Genomic DNA, 18,296 nt, shown 5'->3' on the forward strand with positions numbered 1-18,296 from the left:
CAAGTATATAGAAATCGGTGATTACGTGCTTTTTTATTTATGAAATTTTTTTAAACCCCAACAAATATTATAGAGCCAAAAAGTAAACCGCCCGCCTTCCCAAGCCAACGGTTTACTTTAACCATGGTGCTGATTGCCCTTAAAGCAATCTGTTAAATTGCTAGGACTACTTGATGGCACCCATCAAGTAGTCTTTTTAATGTACTCGTAAATTAACTAGATTATAACATGGCGAATAGCCATTTAGAAAAAATATCATTTTTGTGCATCGGAAACGGGATAAGAAACGTTCCATTTTATAAACAACGAAGTAGTATATTTTATCTAAATTGAGAATAATCTGATTTTTGATGAAGTATTATACTAGCAATAATGGTATAATAAGGTTAGCGATTTAATAGGGTTTTGTGGGCGGTCAGCACTCGTTTTTCCTCTACTCTTTGAGGAGAGGGGGTGTTGCTATGACAATGACTGAAACATGATCGATATCATTTCCGAAAGAGTAATCGATTAGGAGGTGATATCGATTGTTGAGTATAGAAGCGTTGTCTCTTACGATTGATGTGGCTGTTCTTGTAGTGATGATTCTTACATTGTCCTACACGTTCACACAAAAAAAGTAAACCGCCCGCCTACCAAGCATACGGTTTACTCTTTACTGTGATGCTGATTGCCCTTGAAGCAATCTGTTAAATTGCTAGGACTACTTGATGGCACTCATCGAGTAGTCTTTTTTAATGTACTCTTAATTTAATTAGATTATAACATGGGAATTTTAATTTGGAAAATAAAAGCATAAATCTTTAAACAGAATTTTAAAAAAATCTATTGGAATGTACAGTCCAAAATATGCTGATAAAGTATGTTCCACTCGTGATGGTAGGCGGAAATGTCTTGAGGGTTTATGAACATACGCTTTGAAGATTCAAATTTTCCTTCAAAAGGGAGCAGTTTTGTAATAGTCATTTTGTAAAACAGTTGGTAGCCAATTTTAGGATATGGGCTACTCTCTGTCCAAAAAAGATTTTCACTATGATCAACGATTATGTATCCTAACAATTGGCTTTCGCCTTCTACATAACCTTCTTCTAACACCTCTCGTTTAAGGCAATTTTCCGGTGATTCACCAGATTCGATATGTCCTCCTGGAAAATCCCATCCTCTCTTATTTAAATGAACTAATAATAAGTTGCCACCTTGAAAACAAAAGCCATGGACACTTGTGATTAGATGCCTTTGAGGAAGTACCTCACTTTTCTTCCATGTTAATTTAACCTTTGATTCTCCCCAATGGACATAAGTAGTTGTCATGTTTCCCCTCCAAATTGATATGGGATAATGGTTTGGTTTAATCTAGAAAATCAGTTTTGCATATGTATCATGAGCGCGGATAAAAAAATGATCTTGTTCAAACTAATGCTTTGCTTGCTTTTGTATTCGATAGGTTGAATAGATGGAAAAACCCATTAAAAGACCTGATATTATAGGAATTCCTGTTTTTAATTCCACATGCGCAGAAAAACTATAAACCATTAAATAAACCCCTATACCAAACAAAATAATGAAATTCAAAACGAGAAAGCCATTAGTTTTCATAATAATCCCTCTTTTTCCCATTTATTAATAATTTAACCTATTCTCATCTTAAGTAATTTGTTTTATTTTTTCATCTATTAGGCATTAACTTTTCAAGGGGACCTTAAATGGCAGTATCATCAAACATGGTTTTTAGACAAATGAAATATATTTAGAATATTAAAAGTATTGACATATTGAACCGGATGATTTAAATTTGATACTAATTTTATTTTAAAAAGCGATGAAGAGGATACGAATCATTTTAGAGAAGATGAAAAGAGAGGGAAATCACCGGCTGAAAGTTTCCTAATTGGACGAAATGATTTACTACCTTAGAGCTGTGCTAGGAAACTAGTGACGTGTGCAGGCGTTATCTGCATTCAATGAGCTACTGATGCATTTGCATAGGTAGGAATTTGGGTGGAACCACGGGTAATCAACACATGCTCGTCCCTTAGTGGACAAGTATGTGTTTTTTATTTGCCTTAAAGGCAACAAATTAGAAAAGGAGTGTTAGGATGTCAAATCAACAAGTGTTAATTCAATTTCCAGATGGCAAACAAGCGCAGTTTGCAAAAGGTGTAACACTAACCGATATTGCAAAAGCAATTAGTCCGAGTTTAGTGAAAAAAGCCATTGTAGGAAGTGTAAATGAAACCACATATGATTTGGCGAGACCGATTCTAACCGATGCTCAAATTGCTATTTATGAGGCACATTCAGTAAAAGGTATGGAAGTCATTCGCCATTCGACAGCCCACTTATTCGCACAGGCTATAAAACGTTTATATCCAGATGTTCATTTAGGGGTAGGTCCCGTTATAGAAAATGGGTTTTATTATGATATAGAGATGGCACATTCATTAGTGCCGGAAGATTTAATTGTTATCGAACGAGAAATGCAAAAAATAGTTAAGGAAAATCTTAAAATTGTTCGTAAAGAGGTCACAAGGGAGGAGGCAAATCAACTTTTTGCACATGATCCATTAAAGTTGGAATTACTTGATGCAATCCCATTGGATGAACCGATAACAGTGTATGAACAAGGAGAGTTTTACGATTTATGTAGAGGTCCACATGTACCTTCCACAAATAAATTACAGTATTTTAAATTAATGAATATTTCGGGTGCTTACTGGCGTGGAGATAGTCATAATCAAATGTTACAACGCATTTATGGTGTGGCATTTGCCAGTAAAGAAGAAATGCAAAATTATTTCAACTTCCTTGATGAGGCCGAAAAACGAAATCATCGAAAGTTAGGAAAACAACTCGAACTATTTATGTTTTCAGAAGAAGCTCCAGGTATGTCATTTTATTTAGCAAATGGACAGATTATACGCAATGAACTTGAATCATTTCTTCGGGATTTACAAACAGCATATGATTATAAAGAAGTTCGAACACCTTTGATGATGAATCAGCGATTATGGGAACAATCCGGACATTGGCAGCACTATAAAGAAAATATGTATTTTACACAAGTAGATGAACAAAAATTTGCTTTAAAGCCAATGAACTGTCCCGGTCATATGCTTATTTATAAAAATGATTTGCACTCTTATAGGGATTTACCGATTCGCATGGCTGAATTTGGACAAGTCCATCGTCATGAATTTAGTGGGGCATTAAATGGTTTGTTACGTGTTCGAACATTCTGTCAAGATGATGCACATATTTTTGTAACACCTGAACAAATTGAAGACGAAATCACGTTAGCATTAAAGATTATTGATCATGTATATCAAGTATTTGGGTTTGATTATGAAATTGAGTTATCGACACGACCAGATGACTACATGGGTGATTTAGACTTATGGAACAAAGCTGAGCGGGCATTAGAAAATGTTTTAAACAATATAGGTTCACCATATAAAATCAATGAAGGGGACGGTGCATTTTACGGACCGAAAATTGATATCCATATTAAAGACGCGATTAACCGTAGCCATCAATGTGCAACAGTACAACTTGATTTCCAACTCCCTGAAAAATTTGATTTAACTTATGTAAATGAACAAAACGAAAAAGTAAGACCTGTTGTCATTCATCGTGCAGTATTTGGTTCAATTGATCGATTCTTAGGTATTTTAATTGAACATTTTGGAGGAGCATTCCCACTCTGGTTAGCGCCAAAGCAGGTTGAGATAATGGGTGTTACCGAAGTGCATAATGAATACGCGACAAAAGTATATAAGCTCTTGCAAAAAGCAGGAATACGAGCTTCTATCGATAGTCGTCATGAAAAGCTTGGAAGAAAAATTCGAGATGCACAAATAAAGAAAGTCCCTTACTTGATTGTTTTAGGTGACCAAGAGCAAAAAGACCAAACAGTTACAGTTAGGGGATATAAGCAGAGCGTACAAAAAACAATGTCCGTAGAGGAATTTTTACACGAAATATTAAAAGAAATAGATGAAAAGTCTCTACCAATGAATATGCGTTAAAAATAGTAATCCTAATTATCAAATTAAGAACGCCTTAAACCCTCTTTCATTTTTTGAAAGAGGGTTATTGCATTTAAATGAAGATGTTTATTGCTTGAAAGAAAGGTGCGGAATACTTAATAAAGTTTTAGTAAAGAATAGTGTCTAAAGAGGTGATTCTTTTTTGCTATGATCGGACTTATAATTGCCGTTATCCTTTTAAACACGGTTGCGTTTATTACGGTTAAGCGACTAACTAAAAATCAAATCGTCCATATGTGGACATTTACCGTCTTATTTCAACTAATTGTTGATCTCTATTTAGGTACTAAATATAACGCTTATTGGTATTTTAGCGATAGTGAAATTGAATGGTCTGATTTACCAGTGCGAATTATCTTGACGCCGCCTTTTATACTCATGTTTTTAAATTTTTTCCCGTTTCGCACTTCTTTTTTAAAGCGTTTCCTTTATATTGTATTTTGGTCTATAGTATGTGTCATTTATGAAGCACTAGCTTTGCTTCCAGAACCTTGGGGCTATTTCCATTATGGATGGTGGAAATTAGTTTATTCAGTACCTATTTATCCGATTTTACTTATCATTGAGTTGGCTTTTTATAAATGGATATGTAAATTGGAAAAAGCGTTATAAGATAACTAAGGGGTTGCAGCGGTATGAGGAATTTTACTAATAATAATACAGCCAGACGCTATAAAACCCATGTCAGTTTAGTTGGAACTACCCAACTCCATTTGCGAAACCCTTATATTATTGCTTGGTGGTCAGCTGCTTTTCCTGGTTTTGGCCATCTTCTATTATCGAAATATTTGAGAGGCTATGCCCTCATTTTATGGGAACTTCTTGTGAACAATATGGCCCATTTAAATTATGGAATTATTTATTCTTTTACCGGGAATTTTAAAATGGCGAAGGAAGTGCTAGAACCAAGATGGCTCCTTTTGTATCTTCCCGTCTATATTTTTGGTATTTGGGACAGTTACCGGAGTGCAGTGGATATGAACAAAGTCTACTTATTAGCGGAAAGGGAAAATGCTAATTTTAATTCTTTTATTATTGGGGCTGTAGAAGTGAATTATTTAGATAAAAGAAGACCGAGTATGGCGATATTTTGGTCCTTTTTAACACCGGGATTAGGTCAATTGTATATCCATCGAGTAATTACAGCCACTTTTATGGTGTCGTTTATGATTGTCTTTGTCTACTTTTCCAATGTCCTTGTCGCGGTTCATTTCCTCTTCATGGGTGAAATTAGCAAAGCGACTGAAGCACTTAACCCACAATGGTTTTTATTTATTCCATCACAAATTGGCTTTGGCGTGTATGACGCATACGTAAATACAGTGGAAAATAATAAACTATTTGATAGTGAACAACGAACATTTTTGCGAAAAAATTACAACCAATTTCGTATAAAAATACCAACATCTGATGAGGTGTAATCCATTGCAAATAATTTCTACCTTTGAGCATTCCACATATCTTGAGTTAGCGATTACGGCTATAGAACAATTAGGGGTACACAAAAGTCAAATTCTTGCTGTCCCGCTTGTGAATCGCACCCAAGAAAGAAGATTATTTGATACACTTCATCGAGCTGATGGTATTAGTTTGTTTGATAAGGGAGCGGCAATCGGAACGGCATTTGGTGTAATTGGAGCATGTATCGGTTTTCAATTAGAGTGGGGTCCGATTTATTGGGGGTTAATCGGTGGAGCGGTTGGGTTTGTGACGGGCTTTTTGATCGATTTCATCCTTTATAAAGTAATTTATAAAAGAAAAAGGGTGCTAAAAGGGAAGCATTCAGAGGTCGTTTTAGTCATCAATTGTCCGAATGAACTAAGTGAAAAAGTGGAACAATTGCTTTGGGATCACCTTGCATTAGGAGTGGCTAAATTAGAAGATTAATTCCAGGGGGAATGAAAGTATATAAAAAGTGCACGAACCGTAAAAAACGAGTTGATGTGCACTTTTATTGTTCTTAAAATGAGTAAAATTCACCGTCATCTGGCACTAAAACGTTAGAGATGCTTTTTTCTTTAATGAATTGTTTTAATTCCTCCCGAGACAACGTCCAATGATTAACGGCTTCCATATGAACGGAAATAATTTTTGCATTAGGGGCAGCCTTATACACTTCATAAATATCATCTATCCCCATAACGAGGGAACCGCCTTGCAGGAATTGATTATCTCCACCATTGACAACCAAGATGTCCGGTTCATGTGTTTCGATTACATCTTGAACCGCTTCATACCATACTGTATCTCCTGCAACGTATAAAGTTTTTTCCGTTACATGTTTGAAGACAACACCACACACTTGACCTGCAAGCTTTAAAATTTCTCCTCTGCCATGCTTGCCTTTTGTTTTTATTAATTGGATATCTTCAAAGACCGTATCCTCTTGTAAAACCTCGACATTTTGGAAACCAGCCTTTTGAATTTCCGTAGCATCTTCTTCATTTTGGGAAAAAAATTTGATGTCCTTTGGCAATGATTCCTTAGCTGCATCATCCCAATGGTCTAAATGCAAATGCGTAACAATAACCGCATCGATATTTTGAACGATCTTGTCAATGGAAGTGGGCAACTCAACGATCGGATTTTTTTGATCTTGTCTTGGTGAATTAGGGAAAGGAGGGTAAGTTCCTTTTTCCGCTAACATAGGGTCGATTAAAAACCTTTTCCCTCCATATTCAACAACCATCGTTGCATTACGAATTTGATGTATATTCATATTCATTAACTCCTTTTTCGGGTATTCTTTAAACTGTGTATAGTTTAAACTATGACCTATTGATGGATACATAGAAAAAATAAAGTCTTTTGCCTGTTTGACTTTATTAATGAAAGGAGTTAGTGACATGTTAGATCGCACGGACAGGCTGATTTTAGAGGAACTATCTAAAAACAGTCGACTCACTATGAAAGAATTAGGAGAGAAAGTGCATTTAACGGGGCCAGCTGTTTCAGCAAGGGTGGCGAAACTAGAAGATAGTGGCGTTATCGAAGGGTATACCGTTAAAGTGAACCAAGCGAAATTAGGCTGTCCAATCCATACTTTTATAACAATCATTACGCAAAATACGTATCATCAGCCTTACTTATCATTTATAAAAACGCAAGAACAATACATCTTGAATAACTATAAAATTAGTGGAGACGGTTGCTACCTTCTCGAATGTCGCTTCCCTTCAAACGAAGAATTGAATCAATTTTTGACCGCTTTAAATGAACATGCGAACTATAAATTATCCATTGTGATTGATAAATAACGAAAAGGGTGCATTTATAATAATGCACTCTTTTACTGTTGTTAGGGGAAGGAGAGTTGGTTGAGAGTCGAGAACTAGTATAGGGAAAGGGGGATGTGACGTTGGGACGTTATATCAGTATGTTTTTTCTAACGGTATTTACAGGGATACTACTTATGTTTTTAATTTTGTTGGTATTAGGTGATTTAGTTGGCGAAGTTGATATAGCTCTATGTATTCTATTCATTATTTTTGGTTCTTTTATCATCACCCAACTTTTTTACATAATCGATTTAATGAAGAAGGGCAGGAAATGAGGACTCATAATGAGGGAAGTACAATTATTTGAACAAATGAAATTGTGGCGTAAATGGACTGTTGACTTTCTTCGGACGATACCTGAGGAGATTGCGGACCAAATTCCAAATGGCCATCATAATAATATCCGCTGGAATGCCGGTCATATTTTAGCAGGGTGGGATAATACAATGTTTCCCGCAGTTCACCTGGAAAGACAAATGCCTCTATCTTATCATTTGATGTTTCCGAGCGGGAGTAAACCTGATAATTGGACAGAGCAACCTCCGTCAATGGAAGTACTAATAAAACAGTTGGAACAACAAGTACATGCGATTGAACAAGCTTGTAAAGGACACCTAGACGAACCGCTAAAAGAATTCTTTTTAGGTATGAAAACATTAGGGGATATGGTCGTTTTTCATATGAATCATGAGAGTTTACACATGGGGATTGTTAAAAGTATGAAGCAGATGCTAATAAGCGTTGAACAATCGTAGCCCAACGCTCGGTTAAAGTCTTATTAATTCAAGTATTTTAAATCAATTGCTGCTTCATAGGGTTTTAGAGGACGTTCTTCTTTTATTTTTTGAACGAAATCCGGATTTGCAAGTAGAGGACGTCCAAAGGCAGCAAGGTCAATAGTACCTTCCATAATCGCTTTAGAAGCACTGTCTGGATTTAAATTTCCGACCCCAATGATCATACCATCCCAATATTTTCTTACGAGTTGATGAAAAGTCATATCATTCACCATTTTTTCGGTAAAGTCATTTGTGGAAGGGTGTATAATGTGGAGTCCTACTTCGTGAAATACCTGAATAAAAGCCTTTATATTCTCTTCAGGATTGGCCCATCTATAACCTGGGATATCATCTTTCAATTCGGAAAATCGTATAATGGTTTTATCTTTACCAACTTCATTGATAACCGCCATTAATAATTCCTTCATAAAAGATAAGCGATTTTGTAAATTGCCTCCGTACTCATCCGTTCGCTTATTCGTCATTTCACAATTAAATTGATCAATTAAGTAACCATGAGCCCCGTGGATTTCAACTCCATCAAATCCAGCCTTGATGGCGTTTCGAGCAGCTAATGCATATTCTTGAATAACTTCCTTGATATCCATTAAAGTCATTTCTTCTGGAGTATCATATGGTTTTCGCAATCGATGGACAAGTCCATCCGCCTTTATAGGAGAGGGTGCTTGTGGTGGCAATCCTCCAGTCAGTTCTCGATGTGTCAATCTTCCTACGTGCCAAAGTTGAGCAACAATCGTTCCTCCTTCTTCGTGAACAGCTTCCGTTACTTTCCACCATGAATCCACTTGGCTGTCCGTATATAGCCCAGGTACACCAAAAGTTCCTTTTCCTCTAGGTGAAGGATTAATACCTTCTGTAATAATTAGCCCAATACCGTCTTTCGCTCTTTTCCGGTAGTAGTGGACAATATCTTCACCAACAGTACCTGTTTCATTATTAGCAAAGCTCCGTGTCATTGGTGCCATTACAATTTTTGTTTTCAAGTGCCAGTTACCAATCTGAGTTGAACTTAATAATTCATTGATCCCCATGTTGTCCTAACTCCTTTATAAAAGTATTAACTTCTAGGATTATTTTATATAATGAAAAGAAGGAGTTATATAGAAAAATCCAGTTTATAAAGTGCTATTAGTTTTAAATTAATTTTATTTTAAGTAATTTACTTAAAAAATAAAGGTGGTCGTTATTGTGGATGAATTGGATAAAGAAATCCTTTTGATTTTACAGGAGAAAGGTCGAATTTCCATGACGGAACTTGGAAAAGAGGTAGCCCTCTCTCAGCCAGCGGTTACAGAGCGAGTGCGCAGAATGGAGGAAAAGGGAATTATTGATCATTATCGGGCGATTGTAAGAGCAGAAAAAATCAACAAACCGATATCAGCCTTCCTGTTATTCCATACGAAAAACTGTGAAAACTTTGTAGAATTCTGCAATCAATCAAAGGATGTAGTGGAATTACATAGAATTAGTGGCCAATATAACTTTTTAGTAAAAGTAGTGACGGAAACCCTTCAATCCCTTGAAGTTGCCATAAACGAGATGGGGATATACGGAGATTCAACAACATTAATCGTACTATCTTCACCAATCGAAAATGATAAATTGATTCCAATAATAAAGAACGATTGAAGGTATCGGTAGGGCATCATTATTCTCACCATCTATCCTTTTAATCTATTTGATAAATGTTTTAGAAAACCAAATATTCAAGAAAACGATCCTTTAGATGTATGATACTATCTACTATGTACAAACCAAATGCATATATTATTAAACCTATTATAAGGATTACTAACGATTTAAAAGAGCTTTTCCAGCCCCCGATATTTTTCCGGCGTAAAATGTAATCCGTTATAAAAAATAAAACAGATGCTAATAAACTAGTCCAAAGTAAAATTAAACCGAAAAGTAAGTGGAAAGCGAACGAAATATAAATTTCGAATTTTTTGTTCGTGTAGTTTGAAAGAAAACGGGCTATGTAATCACTTATAGTAGAAGTAATCGCGCCATAGATGAAAATCATCGGAAAGCTGAATGCCAGATATACTGGAGTGGCTTGCAAAAACCAAAACAAGTATTCTCCAACAGTATCCAATTCATTATTAAGCATATGAATGATTGTGAAAATCAAACCTAATAGCACGCCAAATAAGGAACTGGAAATAACTGCAGCTATCGTTTTTCTAGACAATATAAGGCTAATTTCATGTTTAAAACTCATATCCTTCTCCCCTTAAAGTTACAATTCTTAACCAATTCGATAAAAAGTCCTTTTCCATATTGTAACAGTTTAAATTGTTGTATGAAAATGCCCTTATTTAGAGGGGATATTATTCTCTATATCGAAACCAGTAGTATTGAATTTTTATTGGGGGATATGAAATGTACATCACAACAGAAAGACTAATTATACGTAATTTTGAAATCGAGGATTGGCAAGATGTCTACGAATATATTTCGGATCACAATGTGATGAAATATATACCTGAAGGTGTCTTTACGGGAGAAGAGACGAAAGAATTTATCAATCAAAACATGGGGGAAAAAGCTGAGAAATTTGCGGTTGTATTAAGAGATGAGAATGTGGTTATTGGACACATCGCATTTTTTAAATATTTTGGGGAGCATACATATGAAATTGGGTGGGTGTTTAATCCGAAGTATTACAATAAAGGGTATGCCTCAGAAGCAGCCCAAGCCGTTTTAAAATTTGGTTTTGAAGAAATGAAGTTACATAGAATAATTGCAACATGCCAACCAGAAAATATCCCTTCCTACCGAGTAATGGAGAAGATTGGCATGCGAAGGGAAGGCTATTTTAAAAAATGCATTCCATCGGGAAATGAATGGTGGGACGAATATTATTACGCGATATTAGGCGAAGAATGGGAAAGTAATAAGTAGTCTATATGAGAAAAAGAGTTGACGATTAAATATGGGTCGTTAACTCTTTTTTATTGATGTTAAAAGGGATTTGAATTTCCAATCCCTTTTATGTAAACGAATGCTTATTAATCGTTTTTTGATGATCGTAGCAATAAATTTTCCCATCAAACTTTTTATTTGATAGACAATAGGATTTTACTTTATCTGACACGGATTTTTGACAGACAACACATATACTTTCCTTGTCCGTTTTTTCGTTCTCGTTTTTAGACGTTTTGATATTTTCAACGTGCTGCATTCGAATCGTAGGATCCGTAATATTAGCTTCCATTAGTTGTTGGTAGAGTAGTTCAATTTCATAATCCGATAAAAACGGTTCTTTATGTTGTAACTTGAGGATGGCAATTTTACGGTTAATAAATTCTGTTAGCTCAATATCATAAACAACGAGTTCGTTTGATTGTATTTTACGGAGTTCCTCATCTATCTTAAAGGTGCATCTTTTTGTAAAAGAAACCATTGAGATGAAGTAGTCATGATAGTGGGATTCTACTAAATTTTTTATTGCCTGAATATGACCATAGTTTTGTACTAAAGGACTCATCATTTTAAACTTCCCATTAACGAGCCACGTTTTTCGCTCCTTCCCACCATAAATCGTTCCTTGATAGTTTTTGGTTTCAATTACAAATAAGCCGTATGGTGTCATAATGATATGATCGATTTGGGAATAGCCAGTAGATGACTTTGAATTGATAATCATCAAGTCACTAATATGCTTATAATTTTTAGGGAACTGATCTAACTGAATATTAATTTTATACTCCCCAAGCTCTCCTTTTCTCTTTGCCCAATGCTCATTATTTTTATTTGAAACGGCTGTTTTCATAGGGGAAGGTGTCTCTTTTTGCTCTGTTTGACTTTGTTTCTTTTTGAAGAAGGAAAAAACCATGGTGTTACCTCTTTTCTTAGACTCAGTATATTTGAATAGTAGTAGTTACATCGGTAGGGAGGCAGTTAATTTTAAGAGGATAAAATATTTATATGAGTTTTACTAACTCCAATAGTTAATCGTAATGATTTTAATGCCGTTAAACCCTATAATTACCAATAATTTAAACTAATAATCTCTTTTTCTTCTAATTACTAAGAAACTTTAATTTGTTATAATATTACAATAGTTGTAGTAATTTAGTCAGAGAAGGAGATTGGGATGAAACCATTCTGGAATTTTCCAGCAGCAGCTGGTGGGACAATAAACTCGATAAATAATGCAGGAATTGAAACTTTTCGAGGGAACGAGTTGGATTCTCTTACACGGGAAATTTGCCAAAATTCACTCGATGCGGTAAAGGATGAATCCAAACCGGTTATCGTGGAATTTAAAAGTTTTCGCATTGAAAGTAACCGTTTTCCTGAGAAAGCCGAGCTTATCGATGTTTTTAATAAATGTGAGACGACTTGGAAAGGTAAAAATGCAAAAATTGAACAATTCGTCGAACAAGCTAAATACATATTAACGAATAATGAAATTTCATTTTTAAGAATAAGTGATTTTAATACAAAAGGATTGGAGGGTGCAAGAACTGGTGAACTAGGTACTCCGTGGAGTTCCTTAGTAAAAGAAGCTGGTTCTTCAAATAAAGGTGATAGTTCCGGTGGTTCCTTCGGTATCGGAAAATCAGCACCCTTTGCCAACTCAAAACTTCGAACACTCTTTTATTCTTCTTACGATATGTCGGACTTCAAGTCTCATATTGGTGTGGCAAATATTATGTCCTTTGAAGCGAAAAAGAATGTTAATACACTAGGGACAGGTTATTTTACGAATACAGAAAACTCAACAGCAATAGAAGGTTTATTAAACTTAGATCCTACTTTCCAAAGGAATGAAAGTGGGACAGATATTTTCGTAACGGCTTTTGATCCAAAAGAAAATTGGGTTGAAGCGATGCGTAACTCGGTTATATTTAATTTCTTCATCACAATTTGGCAAAAAAAGCTTGTTGTAAAAGTAGAAAATGAAACAATATCCCATGAAAATATAGGTTCATTAATTGCAAATCTAGATGATGCAATTGAAGAATATCGCCATGTAAAAGATTACTTCAAACTTCTTACGTCTGATGAGAGTATAAAAGTACCTTATCCAAAGAAAGTCTATAAAAAACTTGGGAATTTTGAAGAAGGTGAGGCAACCCTTTATATCATGAAAGGGGAAGACTTAAATCGTCGTGTTTTAATGACCCGTAAAGCTGGAATGCGTCTTTTTGAACAAAATCGAATTAGTGGAAGTATAAGTTTTACAGGTGTTCTCATTATTACAGGTAAACAGATGAACCAAGTGTTTAAACGGATGGAAAATCCTGCTCATACTGATTGGGAGCCAAATCGAATAGAAGAAGCACCAACAGAGGCGAAAAAAGTTTACAGTGATCTACGGAAGTTTGTTAAACAAACAGTTCAACAACAATTTCAAGCAGAAACAACCGAAACAATGGATGCCTTTGGGTTAAGTGATTTTCTACCAGACACAACGACTGTAGCTGGGGAAGGTGAAGACAAGAAAGAATCCCTATCCCTAAAGATAAAATCAATTACCCAAAAGAAAAAAGAGAAACCGAAGAAAAAATTAAAGAAAAAGCAACCGAAGGAAAATTTTGAGGATGAACTTGTGGACGCAGGAATAGCTCCAGAAGGTGAATTCGCTGGACATTCCAATGATGATCGAAATGAAGGTCAAGGAAAAGGCGGTGGCACTGGTAACGAGCATGGTGAACAAGGAGCTACAGAGGATGGTACGGGTGGCACACAAGACGGTAAAGGTGAAAAAGAAAAGATTAAGCCAATTGATGCAGATACTCGGTACATATGTTTGCAGAAGAATGAAGGATTATACCGTCTAAATATTCATCCGACAAAACGATTCGAAAAAGGGAAACTTGAATTTAAAGTTGTCGGAGAGCAAAGTGACTATATTCTTCCTGTGTTAGATGTGACGTCGGAAGATATTCAAATTACAAGTATTGATAAAAATATTGTACGTTTTATCAACCATTCAGGTAAAAAGCCAAAGAATATTCAGGTGAAGGTGGATTACGAACAATATTGTGTACTAGAGGTGGACTTATATGAAATTTAATAACTCATTCCCGTACCCTGTATTATCTAGTGAAAATGATAACTATAAAAATTCAAAGTTTGAAACAACTATAGAAGTACAAAAAATCTTTGGGCAACTTAGTATTAGTTTTAAAAGTAATTTACAGGATTCTACCATTACTCAACTAATTGCGGAAGAAAAGGCAAAATACGCTTTGCATATCGAATGTCCACAAACCAGTTACCGACAAATCTTCCAATCCGAAGAGCCCTATATACTAGAATCGATACCGGATAATCGGTTACGTGGAAAAGTGGATGTTCATCCATTTATTTTGGCAAGTGAGAAAATTGAAAACTACCAAAATCCTAATTTGAACGACTTTTATCAAGGATTCCCTATTACTTTTGAAAAGGGAAATATTTTAGCTATTGGGGAAGCAGTAGAAATTACTTTATTTGAAGAGGATGAAGAATCTCAAAACTTACCTTCCATTGTAACGATTCGCCGAGTGGAAAAAGAAAAGATTATGACAGTGGATATTGATTCGGATCAAATTATTATTAAACTTCCTAAGAATGAGTATGACCAATACGCTATAAATGCAAGTTCTAGATTAAAAGAAACGATTCTTTCAGTCGTAATACTTCCAAGTTTAATAGATGTGTTTTATAGAATAAAAGAAAATCAGGATGATTATGTGGAATATAAATGGTATCAAGTATTAACACAAATATTTGAAAAGAATAACAAGCCACTGAACCATGTAATTTCAGGGGCATTATCCCCATTAGAAGCGGCACAAATGGTTTTACAAAATCCATTAGAAAAAGCATTTATTGAAATTAAAAAAATTAGCGAGGCGGAGGACTAACAATGAAAATTAAATTTTTATCGGAAGAAGCATTGCAAGACCTTCGTGCAAATTTTGAAACTTATAAAACCCATTACTATAAAAAAGATGATGCATGGTTTGATGCATATTTTCAAAAAGAAGGCCATTTAATTGAATCAAAAATCGAATTTGAAAAAACGGTTTTTAACAATGATGAAAATTATATGGTCAGTGATTATGAAAACGTAAAAGTAATCTATGAATCATTAAAACATTTAACTGTTGCCCAAGCTACTCAAGAACGTCTTTGGTCAGGATTAGCCCATGTTCAAATGAGAGACTATATCTACTATAGAATTGCAAATGACATCGAAAAGAAAAACGATAAGCGTATTCAATCGGCAATTTTCTTTACAAATGGTGCAAAACGCTCCTTATTTGTTCATGCACTAGCACGGCTTTGGTGGGTTGGCTATATGACATATGATGAATTTAACAAAGAAAATCCATATTGGTTAACAGAATTTTTCTGCTCAGCAGATTTCTCAGCACGTTGCGTCGTATTTTTCTCAAGTAACTTCACATCCAATCCAGCTATCACAAAGGGAATATTACGTGCTTTAGTAGAATTACGTGATGAAGGTGTAGTTATCAAACGTGCACACTTTGTAGAAGCCACAAAATATTTAAATATTTCTGGTGGGGCGATGGTACTTGATTTGCTTGAAGAGGATGAAGTGAAAGAGATGATTGAGAAGAGAGTTAGAAAAGTTTTTGGTTTAGAATTGCAAAATGTTACTAGTGTTAAATAGTTGTATAGTAAAAAATTTCGGAGATGAATCTATGTATTTTAACAGTGAAAATGAACTGATTATAAAAGCAAAAGAAGCCCGTGGTAAAACTTTTAAAGAAATAGATAAATTTAATCGTTTAAGTAAAAAAGGTGCAACAGGTGCTTTAGGTAACATTATTGAAGAGAGTTTTTTTGGTTATGAAGTAAATAGTAAAGCTGAAGCAGATTTCTCAAATTTAGGTGTTGAATTAAAGGTTACTCCATTTAAACAAAATAAAAATAAAACACTTTCTGCTAAGGAGCGACTTGTACTAAATATCATAAATTATATGGATGAAGTACATAATGATTTTTGGTCATCTAGTTTTTGGAAGAAAAATGAAAAATTACTCTTAATGTTTTACGAGTGGAAGCCTGAAATTGACCGAGGAGATTATAAAATTATTGAAACCATTTTATTTACTTTTCCAGAAGAAGATTTAGAGATTATAAAAAAGGACTGGGAATTTATTGTAAATAAAATCCGAGCTGGTGAAGCGCATAATCTCTCTGAAGGAGATACGCAATATTTAGGCGCATGTACTAAAGGAGCAAATAAAAATTCGTTAAGAGCACAGCCATATAGTGATGAATTAGCCATGCAAAGAGCTTACTCGTTGAAACAGTCTTATATGACCACTTTAGTTAGACAAGTAATTTCAAATGAAAAGTTAGTGCAATTTGCAAGTGCAGATGAATTGAAGGAAAAAACGCTTGAACAATTACTTAAAGAACGATTTGAGCCATATACAGGTATGACAATGATGGAAATGGCTAACAAGCTAAATATAAAAATTAACCCTAAAAACCGTGCTGTGGTTGCAAATCTAATAAGTGCTTTGTTAGGTGTTAAAGGGACAAAGCTTGATAACATCGCAGAATTTGCAAAAGCAAATATCCAATTTAAAACAGTTAGACTTAAACAAAATGGTAAACCAAAAGAAAGTATGTCTTTTGTAAACATTGATTTTAATGAAATATTAGAAGAAACTTGGGAAGATTCTTTTATCCGAAATTATTTTTTAGAAACTCAAATTTTATTTGTAGTTTTCCAGTTCGATGAAGAAGATATTTTACGTTTTAAAGGAATTAAATTGTGGCATATGCCGCTTCAAACGATAGAAAATGAAGTGTTTAATTATTGGAGTGAAATTCGAAAAGTATTAAAAGATGGAGTCGTTCTAACTAAAACGAGTAAGGGAGTGGAAAATAATTTTCCAAAGTCCAATTTTAATGGAGTTTTACACGTTAGACCAAAAGGCGCTGATGCGAATGACAAAGTTCAGTTACCAGATGGACAATGGATTACAAAACAATGTTATTGGTTGAATGCTAGTTATATCGCTGAAATAGTGAGTAGTTTGGAGGTGTAATTATGGCGGGCTACATATTTACACTTAATAATATTGATTCACTCAATAAAATTATTGAAGATGGTATTTACAGTACAAATTTAAACATTCCGAAAAATAATACTTGGAAACCTCACCACGAAGGTACTCTTGCTGATTATCTTTCTATGACTGAAGGAGATAACGTTTATTTCTTTATTAAAAGAAAAATATATGGAATAGGTAAATTAATTACAATAGCTGGTGATTGTAAGCTATTAAATTTCCCTAAAGCAGATATTCCAATTGTTAATGACTATAAGAATCTTCAAGATAAAATGATATTAAACAGTTCGGAGGAAAATTTAAAGAATCGTTTTCTATGCACTTTTATAGGAGCACCTGCTTTTTTTAAAGAAGGTATTGATATGGATGATGTTTTAGAATCAAATCCAAATGCCTTTAAAATGTTAAGAGTTCTTTGGAAACTATCATTTATAAAAATTGATGATATTGAGAATAAAGCTCTCTTTGATATGATTTTAAAATCTAATGAGAAGTATATAAATAATCATTTATTTCACTTTAACTTCTCCTCTAACATGCATAATCGTGTTAAACAACTTTATAACGAAGAGTACACATTAAATTCTAAAAATACTTTAATTTTGGCTGCCCAAAATAATGAAATAAAGCATGAAATGGCAATAGAAGCTAGTTTAATTGATTATATTAAAAAGAACTCAAGTGGTATTTTTGGTCGTTGGGACTATTTATCCCATCAAGTTGTAGCATCACCTTTTAAACCAGTAGACTATATGGATAAAATGGATGTGTTTGGTTATCGATTTATTGAAGGGTATAAATCAACAATATCAAAATATCTAGTTGTTGAAATAAAAAAAGATGTTGCTAATGTCGATGTTGTAAATCAAGTAATGAAATATGTCGATTGGGTAAATAGAGAGTATAGTTATGGTGATTACAATATGATTGAGGCTTTTATTGTAGCTAAAGATTTTGAAATGGAAGTGATCGAACTTAAGGATTCTATTGCTAAACGAAATTTTACTCAAGGAAGAAGGCCACCCATCTCACATGAATGGTCCAATTTAAGATTAATAAAGTATAGTTATAATATAGATTCTCAGCAGCTGGAATTTGAAGAAGTTATTTAAAGTATTT

General features: G+C 34.4%; 19 protein-coding genes. 13 read left to right on the forward strand and 6 right to left on the reverse strand.

The window, feature by feature from the left end:
- Nucleotides 1-825: 825 nt before the first annotated feature.
- Nucleotides 826-1,311 carry an NUDIX hydrolase gene (locus tag ACH0B5_RS10835; protein WP_122971629.1) on the reverse strand — a complete coding sequence of 162 codons (486 nt, stop codon included), beginning with the start codon at nt 1,309-1,311 and terminating at the stop codon, nt 826-828.
- Between the two features lie 102 nt (nt 1,312-1,413).
- Entirely contained in the window at nt 1,414-1,596 is a 183-nt protein-coding gene (locus ACH0B5_RS10840) for a hypothetical protein (RefSeq protein WP_122971630.1), read from the reverse strand.
- 500 nt (nt 1,597-2,096) lie between these two features.
- Between ACH0B5_RS10840 and thrS the strand changes: the two genes are divergently transcribed.
- From thrS to ACH0B5_RS10860, 4 genes are all read left to right on the forward strand, one after another.
- On the forward strand, nt 2,097-4,025 hold the full coding sequence (gene thrS / locus ACH0B5_RS10845) for a threonine--tRNA ligase (RefSeq protein WP_341361642.1): 1,929 nt from the start codon (nt 2,097-2,099) through the stop codon (nt 4,023-4,025).
- 168 nt (nt 4,026-4,193) lie between these two features.
- Nucleotides 4,194-4,658 (forward strand): hypothetical protein, encoded by a 465-nt coding sequence (locus tag ACH0B5_RS10850; protein WP_341361643.1) that lies wholly within the window; start codon nt 4,194-4,196, stop codon nt 4,656-4,658.
- Between the two features lie 23 nt (nt 4,659-4,681).
- A complete protein-coding gene (locus tag ACH0B5_RS10855) occupies nt 4,682-5,467 on the forward strand; it encodes a hypothetical protein (protein ID WP_341361644.1) in 786 nt (261 codons plus the stop codon).
- A gap of 4 nt (nt 5,468-5,471) precedes the next feature.
- Nucleotides 5,472-5,933, forward strand: coding sequence for a hypothetical protein (locus ACH0B5_RS10860; RefSeq protein ID WP_122971634.1), 462 nt, complete (start codon nt 5,472-5,474; stop codon nt 5,931-5,933).
- Nucleotides 5,934-6,006: 73 nt separating this feature from the next.
- Here the strand turns inward: ACH0B5_RS10860 and ACH0B5_RS10865 are convergent, their stop codons facing one another.
- On the reverse strand, nt 6,007-6,765 hold the full coding sequence (locus tag ACH0B5_RS10865) for an MBL fold metallo-hydrolase (protein ID WP_406927810.1): 759 nt from the start codon (nt 6,763-6,765) through the stop codon (nt 6,007-6,009).
- Between the two features lie 127 nt (nt 6,766-6,892).
- Here ACH0B5_RS10865 and ACH0B5_RS10870 point away from each other — a divergent pair, with 127 nt between their 5' ends.
- Both ACH0B5_RS10870 and ACH0B5_RS10875 read left to right on the forward strand, forming a co-directional pair.
- A complete protein-coding gene (locus tag ACH0B5_RS10870; protein ID WP_406927811.1) occupies nt 6,893-7,303 on the forward strand; it encodes an Lrp/AsnC family transcriptional regulator in 411 nt (136 codons plus the stop codon).
- Between the two features lie 305 nt (nt 7,304-7,608).
- Nucleotides 7,609-8,079, forward strand: a complete 471-nt coding sequence (locus ACH0B5_RS10875) for a DinB family protein (RefSeq protein ID WP_406927812.1) — start codon at nt 7,609-7,611, stop codon at nt 8,077-8,079.
- A 23-nt stretch (nt 8,080-8,102) separates the two neighbouring features.
- Here the strand turns inward: ACH0B5_RS10875 and ACH0B5_RS10880 are convergent, their stop codons facing one another.
- The gene (locus tag ACH0B5_RS10880) at nt 8,103-9,155 is read right to left on the reverse strand and encodes an alkene reductase (protein ID WP_406927813.1); all 1,053 of its coding nucleotides are present in this window, start codon (nt 9,153-9,155) and stop codon (nt 8,103-8,105) included.
- A gap of 157 nt (nt 9,156-9,312) precedes the next feature.
- Here ACH0B5_RS10880 and ACH0B5_RS10885 point away from each other — a divergent pair, with 157 nt between their 5' ends.
- Nucleotides 9,313-9,753, forward strand: a complete 441-nt coding sequence (locus ACH0B5_RS10885) for an Lrp/AsnC family transcriptional regulator (protein ID WP_406927814.1) — start codon at nt 9,313-9,315, stop codon at nt 9,751-9,753.
- A 61-nt stretch (nt 9,754-9,814) separates the two neighbouring features.
- Here the strand turns inward: ACH0B5_RS10885 and ACH0B5_RS10890 are convergent, their stop codons facing one another.
- Nucleotides 9,815-10,345, reverse strand: coding sequence for a hypothetical protein (locus tag ACH0B5_RS10890; RefSeq protein ID WP_406927815.1), 531 nt, complete (start codon nt 10,343-10,345; stop codon nt 9,815-9,817).
- 161 nt (nt 10,346-10,506) lie between these two features.
- Between ACH0B5_RS10890 and ACH0B5_RS10895 the strand changes: the two genes are divergently transcribed.
- Complete coding sequence (locus tag ACH0B5_RS10895) at nt 10,507-11,028, forward strand: GNAT family N-acetyltransferase (RefSeq protein ID WP_406927816.1); 522 nt, start codon at nt 10,507-10,509, stop codon at nt 11,026-11,028.
- Nucleotides 11,029-11,116: 88 nt separating this feature from the next.
- Here ACH0B5_RS10895 and ACH0B5_RS10900 read toward each other — a convergent pair whose 3' ends face one another.
- Nucleotides 11,117-11,962 (reverse strand): nuclease-related domain-containing protein, encoded by an 846-nt coding sequence (locus tag ACH0B5_RS10900; protein WP_341361652.1) that lies wholly within the window; start codon nt 11,960-11,962, stop codon nt 11,117-11,119.
- A gap of 261 nt (nt 11,963-12,223) precedes the next feature.
- On the opposite strand from ACH0B5_RS10900, the gene ACH0B5_RS10905 reads away from it, so the two are divergent.
- Genes ACH0B5_RS10905 through ACH0B5_RS10925 form a run of 5 tightly spaced genes read left to right on the forward strand, consistent with a single transcriptional unit; the run spans nt 12,224 to nt 18,289 of the window.
- Nucleotides 12,224-14,152 (forward strand): hypothetical protein, encoded by a 1,929-nt coding sequence (locus ACH0B5_RS10905; protein ID WP_406927817.1) that lies wholly within the window; start codon nt 12,224-12,226, stop codon nt 14,150-14,152.
- Nucleotides 14,142-14,987: a hypothetical protein gene (locus ACH0B5_RS10910; RefSeq protein ID WP_406927818.1), complete on the forward strand. Its 846-nt coding sequence runs from the start codon at nt 14,142-14,144 to the stop codon at nt 14,985-14,987. Before ACH0B5_RS10905 ends, ACH0B5_RS10910 begins: the two co-directional genes overlap by 11 nt.
- 2 nt (nt 14,988-14,989) lie before the next feature.
- Nucleotides 14,990-15,760 carry a DUF6339 family protein gene (locus ACH0B5_RS10915; RefSeq protein ID WP_406927819.1) on the forward strand — a complete coding sequence of 257 codons (771 nt, stop codon included), beginning with the start codon at nt 14,990-14,992 and terminating at the stop codon, nt 15,758-15,760.
- A 31-nt stretch (nt 15,761-15,791) separates the two neighbouring features.
- A complete protein-coding gene (locus tag ACH0B5_RS10920) occupies nt 15,792-17,153 on the forward strand; it encodes a Sau3AI family type II restriction endonuclease (RefSeq protein WP_406927820.1) in 1,362 nt (453 codons plus the stop codon).
- A 2-nt stretch (nt 17,154-17,155) separates the two neighbouring features.
- Nucleotides 17,156-18,289 (forward strand): hypothetical protein, encoded by a 1,134-nt coding sequence (locus tag ACH0B5_RS10925; RefSeq protein WP_406927821.1) that lies wholly within the window; start codon nt 17,156-17,158, stop codon nt 18,287-18,289.
- The last annotated feature ends 7 nt before the right edge of the window (nt 18,290-18,296 follow it).

Origin of the sequence: Ureibacillus sp. 179-F W5.1 NHS, from assembly GCF_045369345.1 — a bacterium.
Lineage (GTDB): Bacteria > Bacillota > Bacilli > Bacillales_A > Planococcaceae > Ureibacillus > Ureibacillus halotolerans.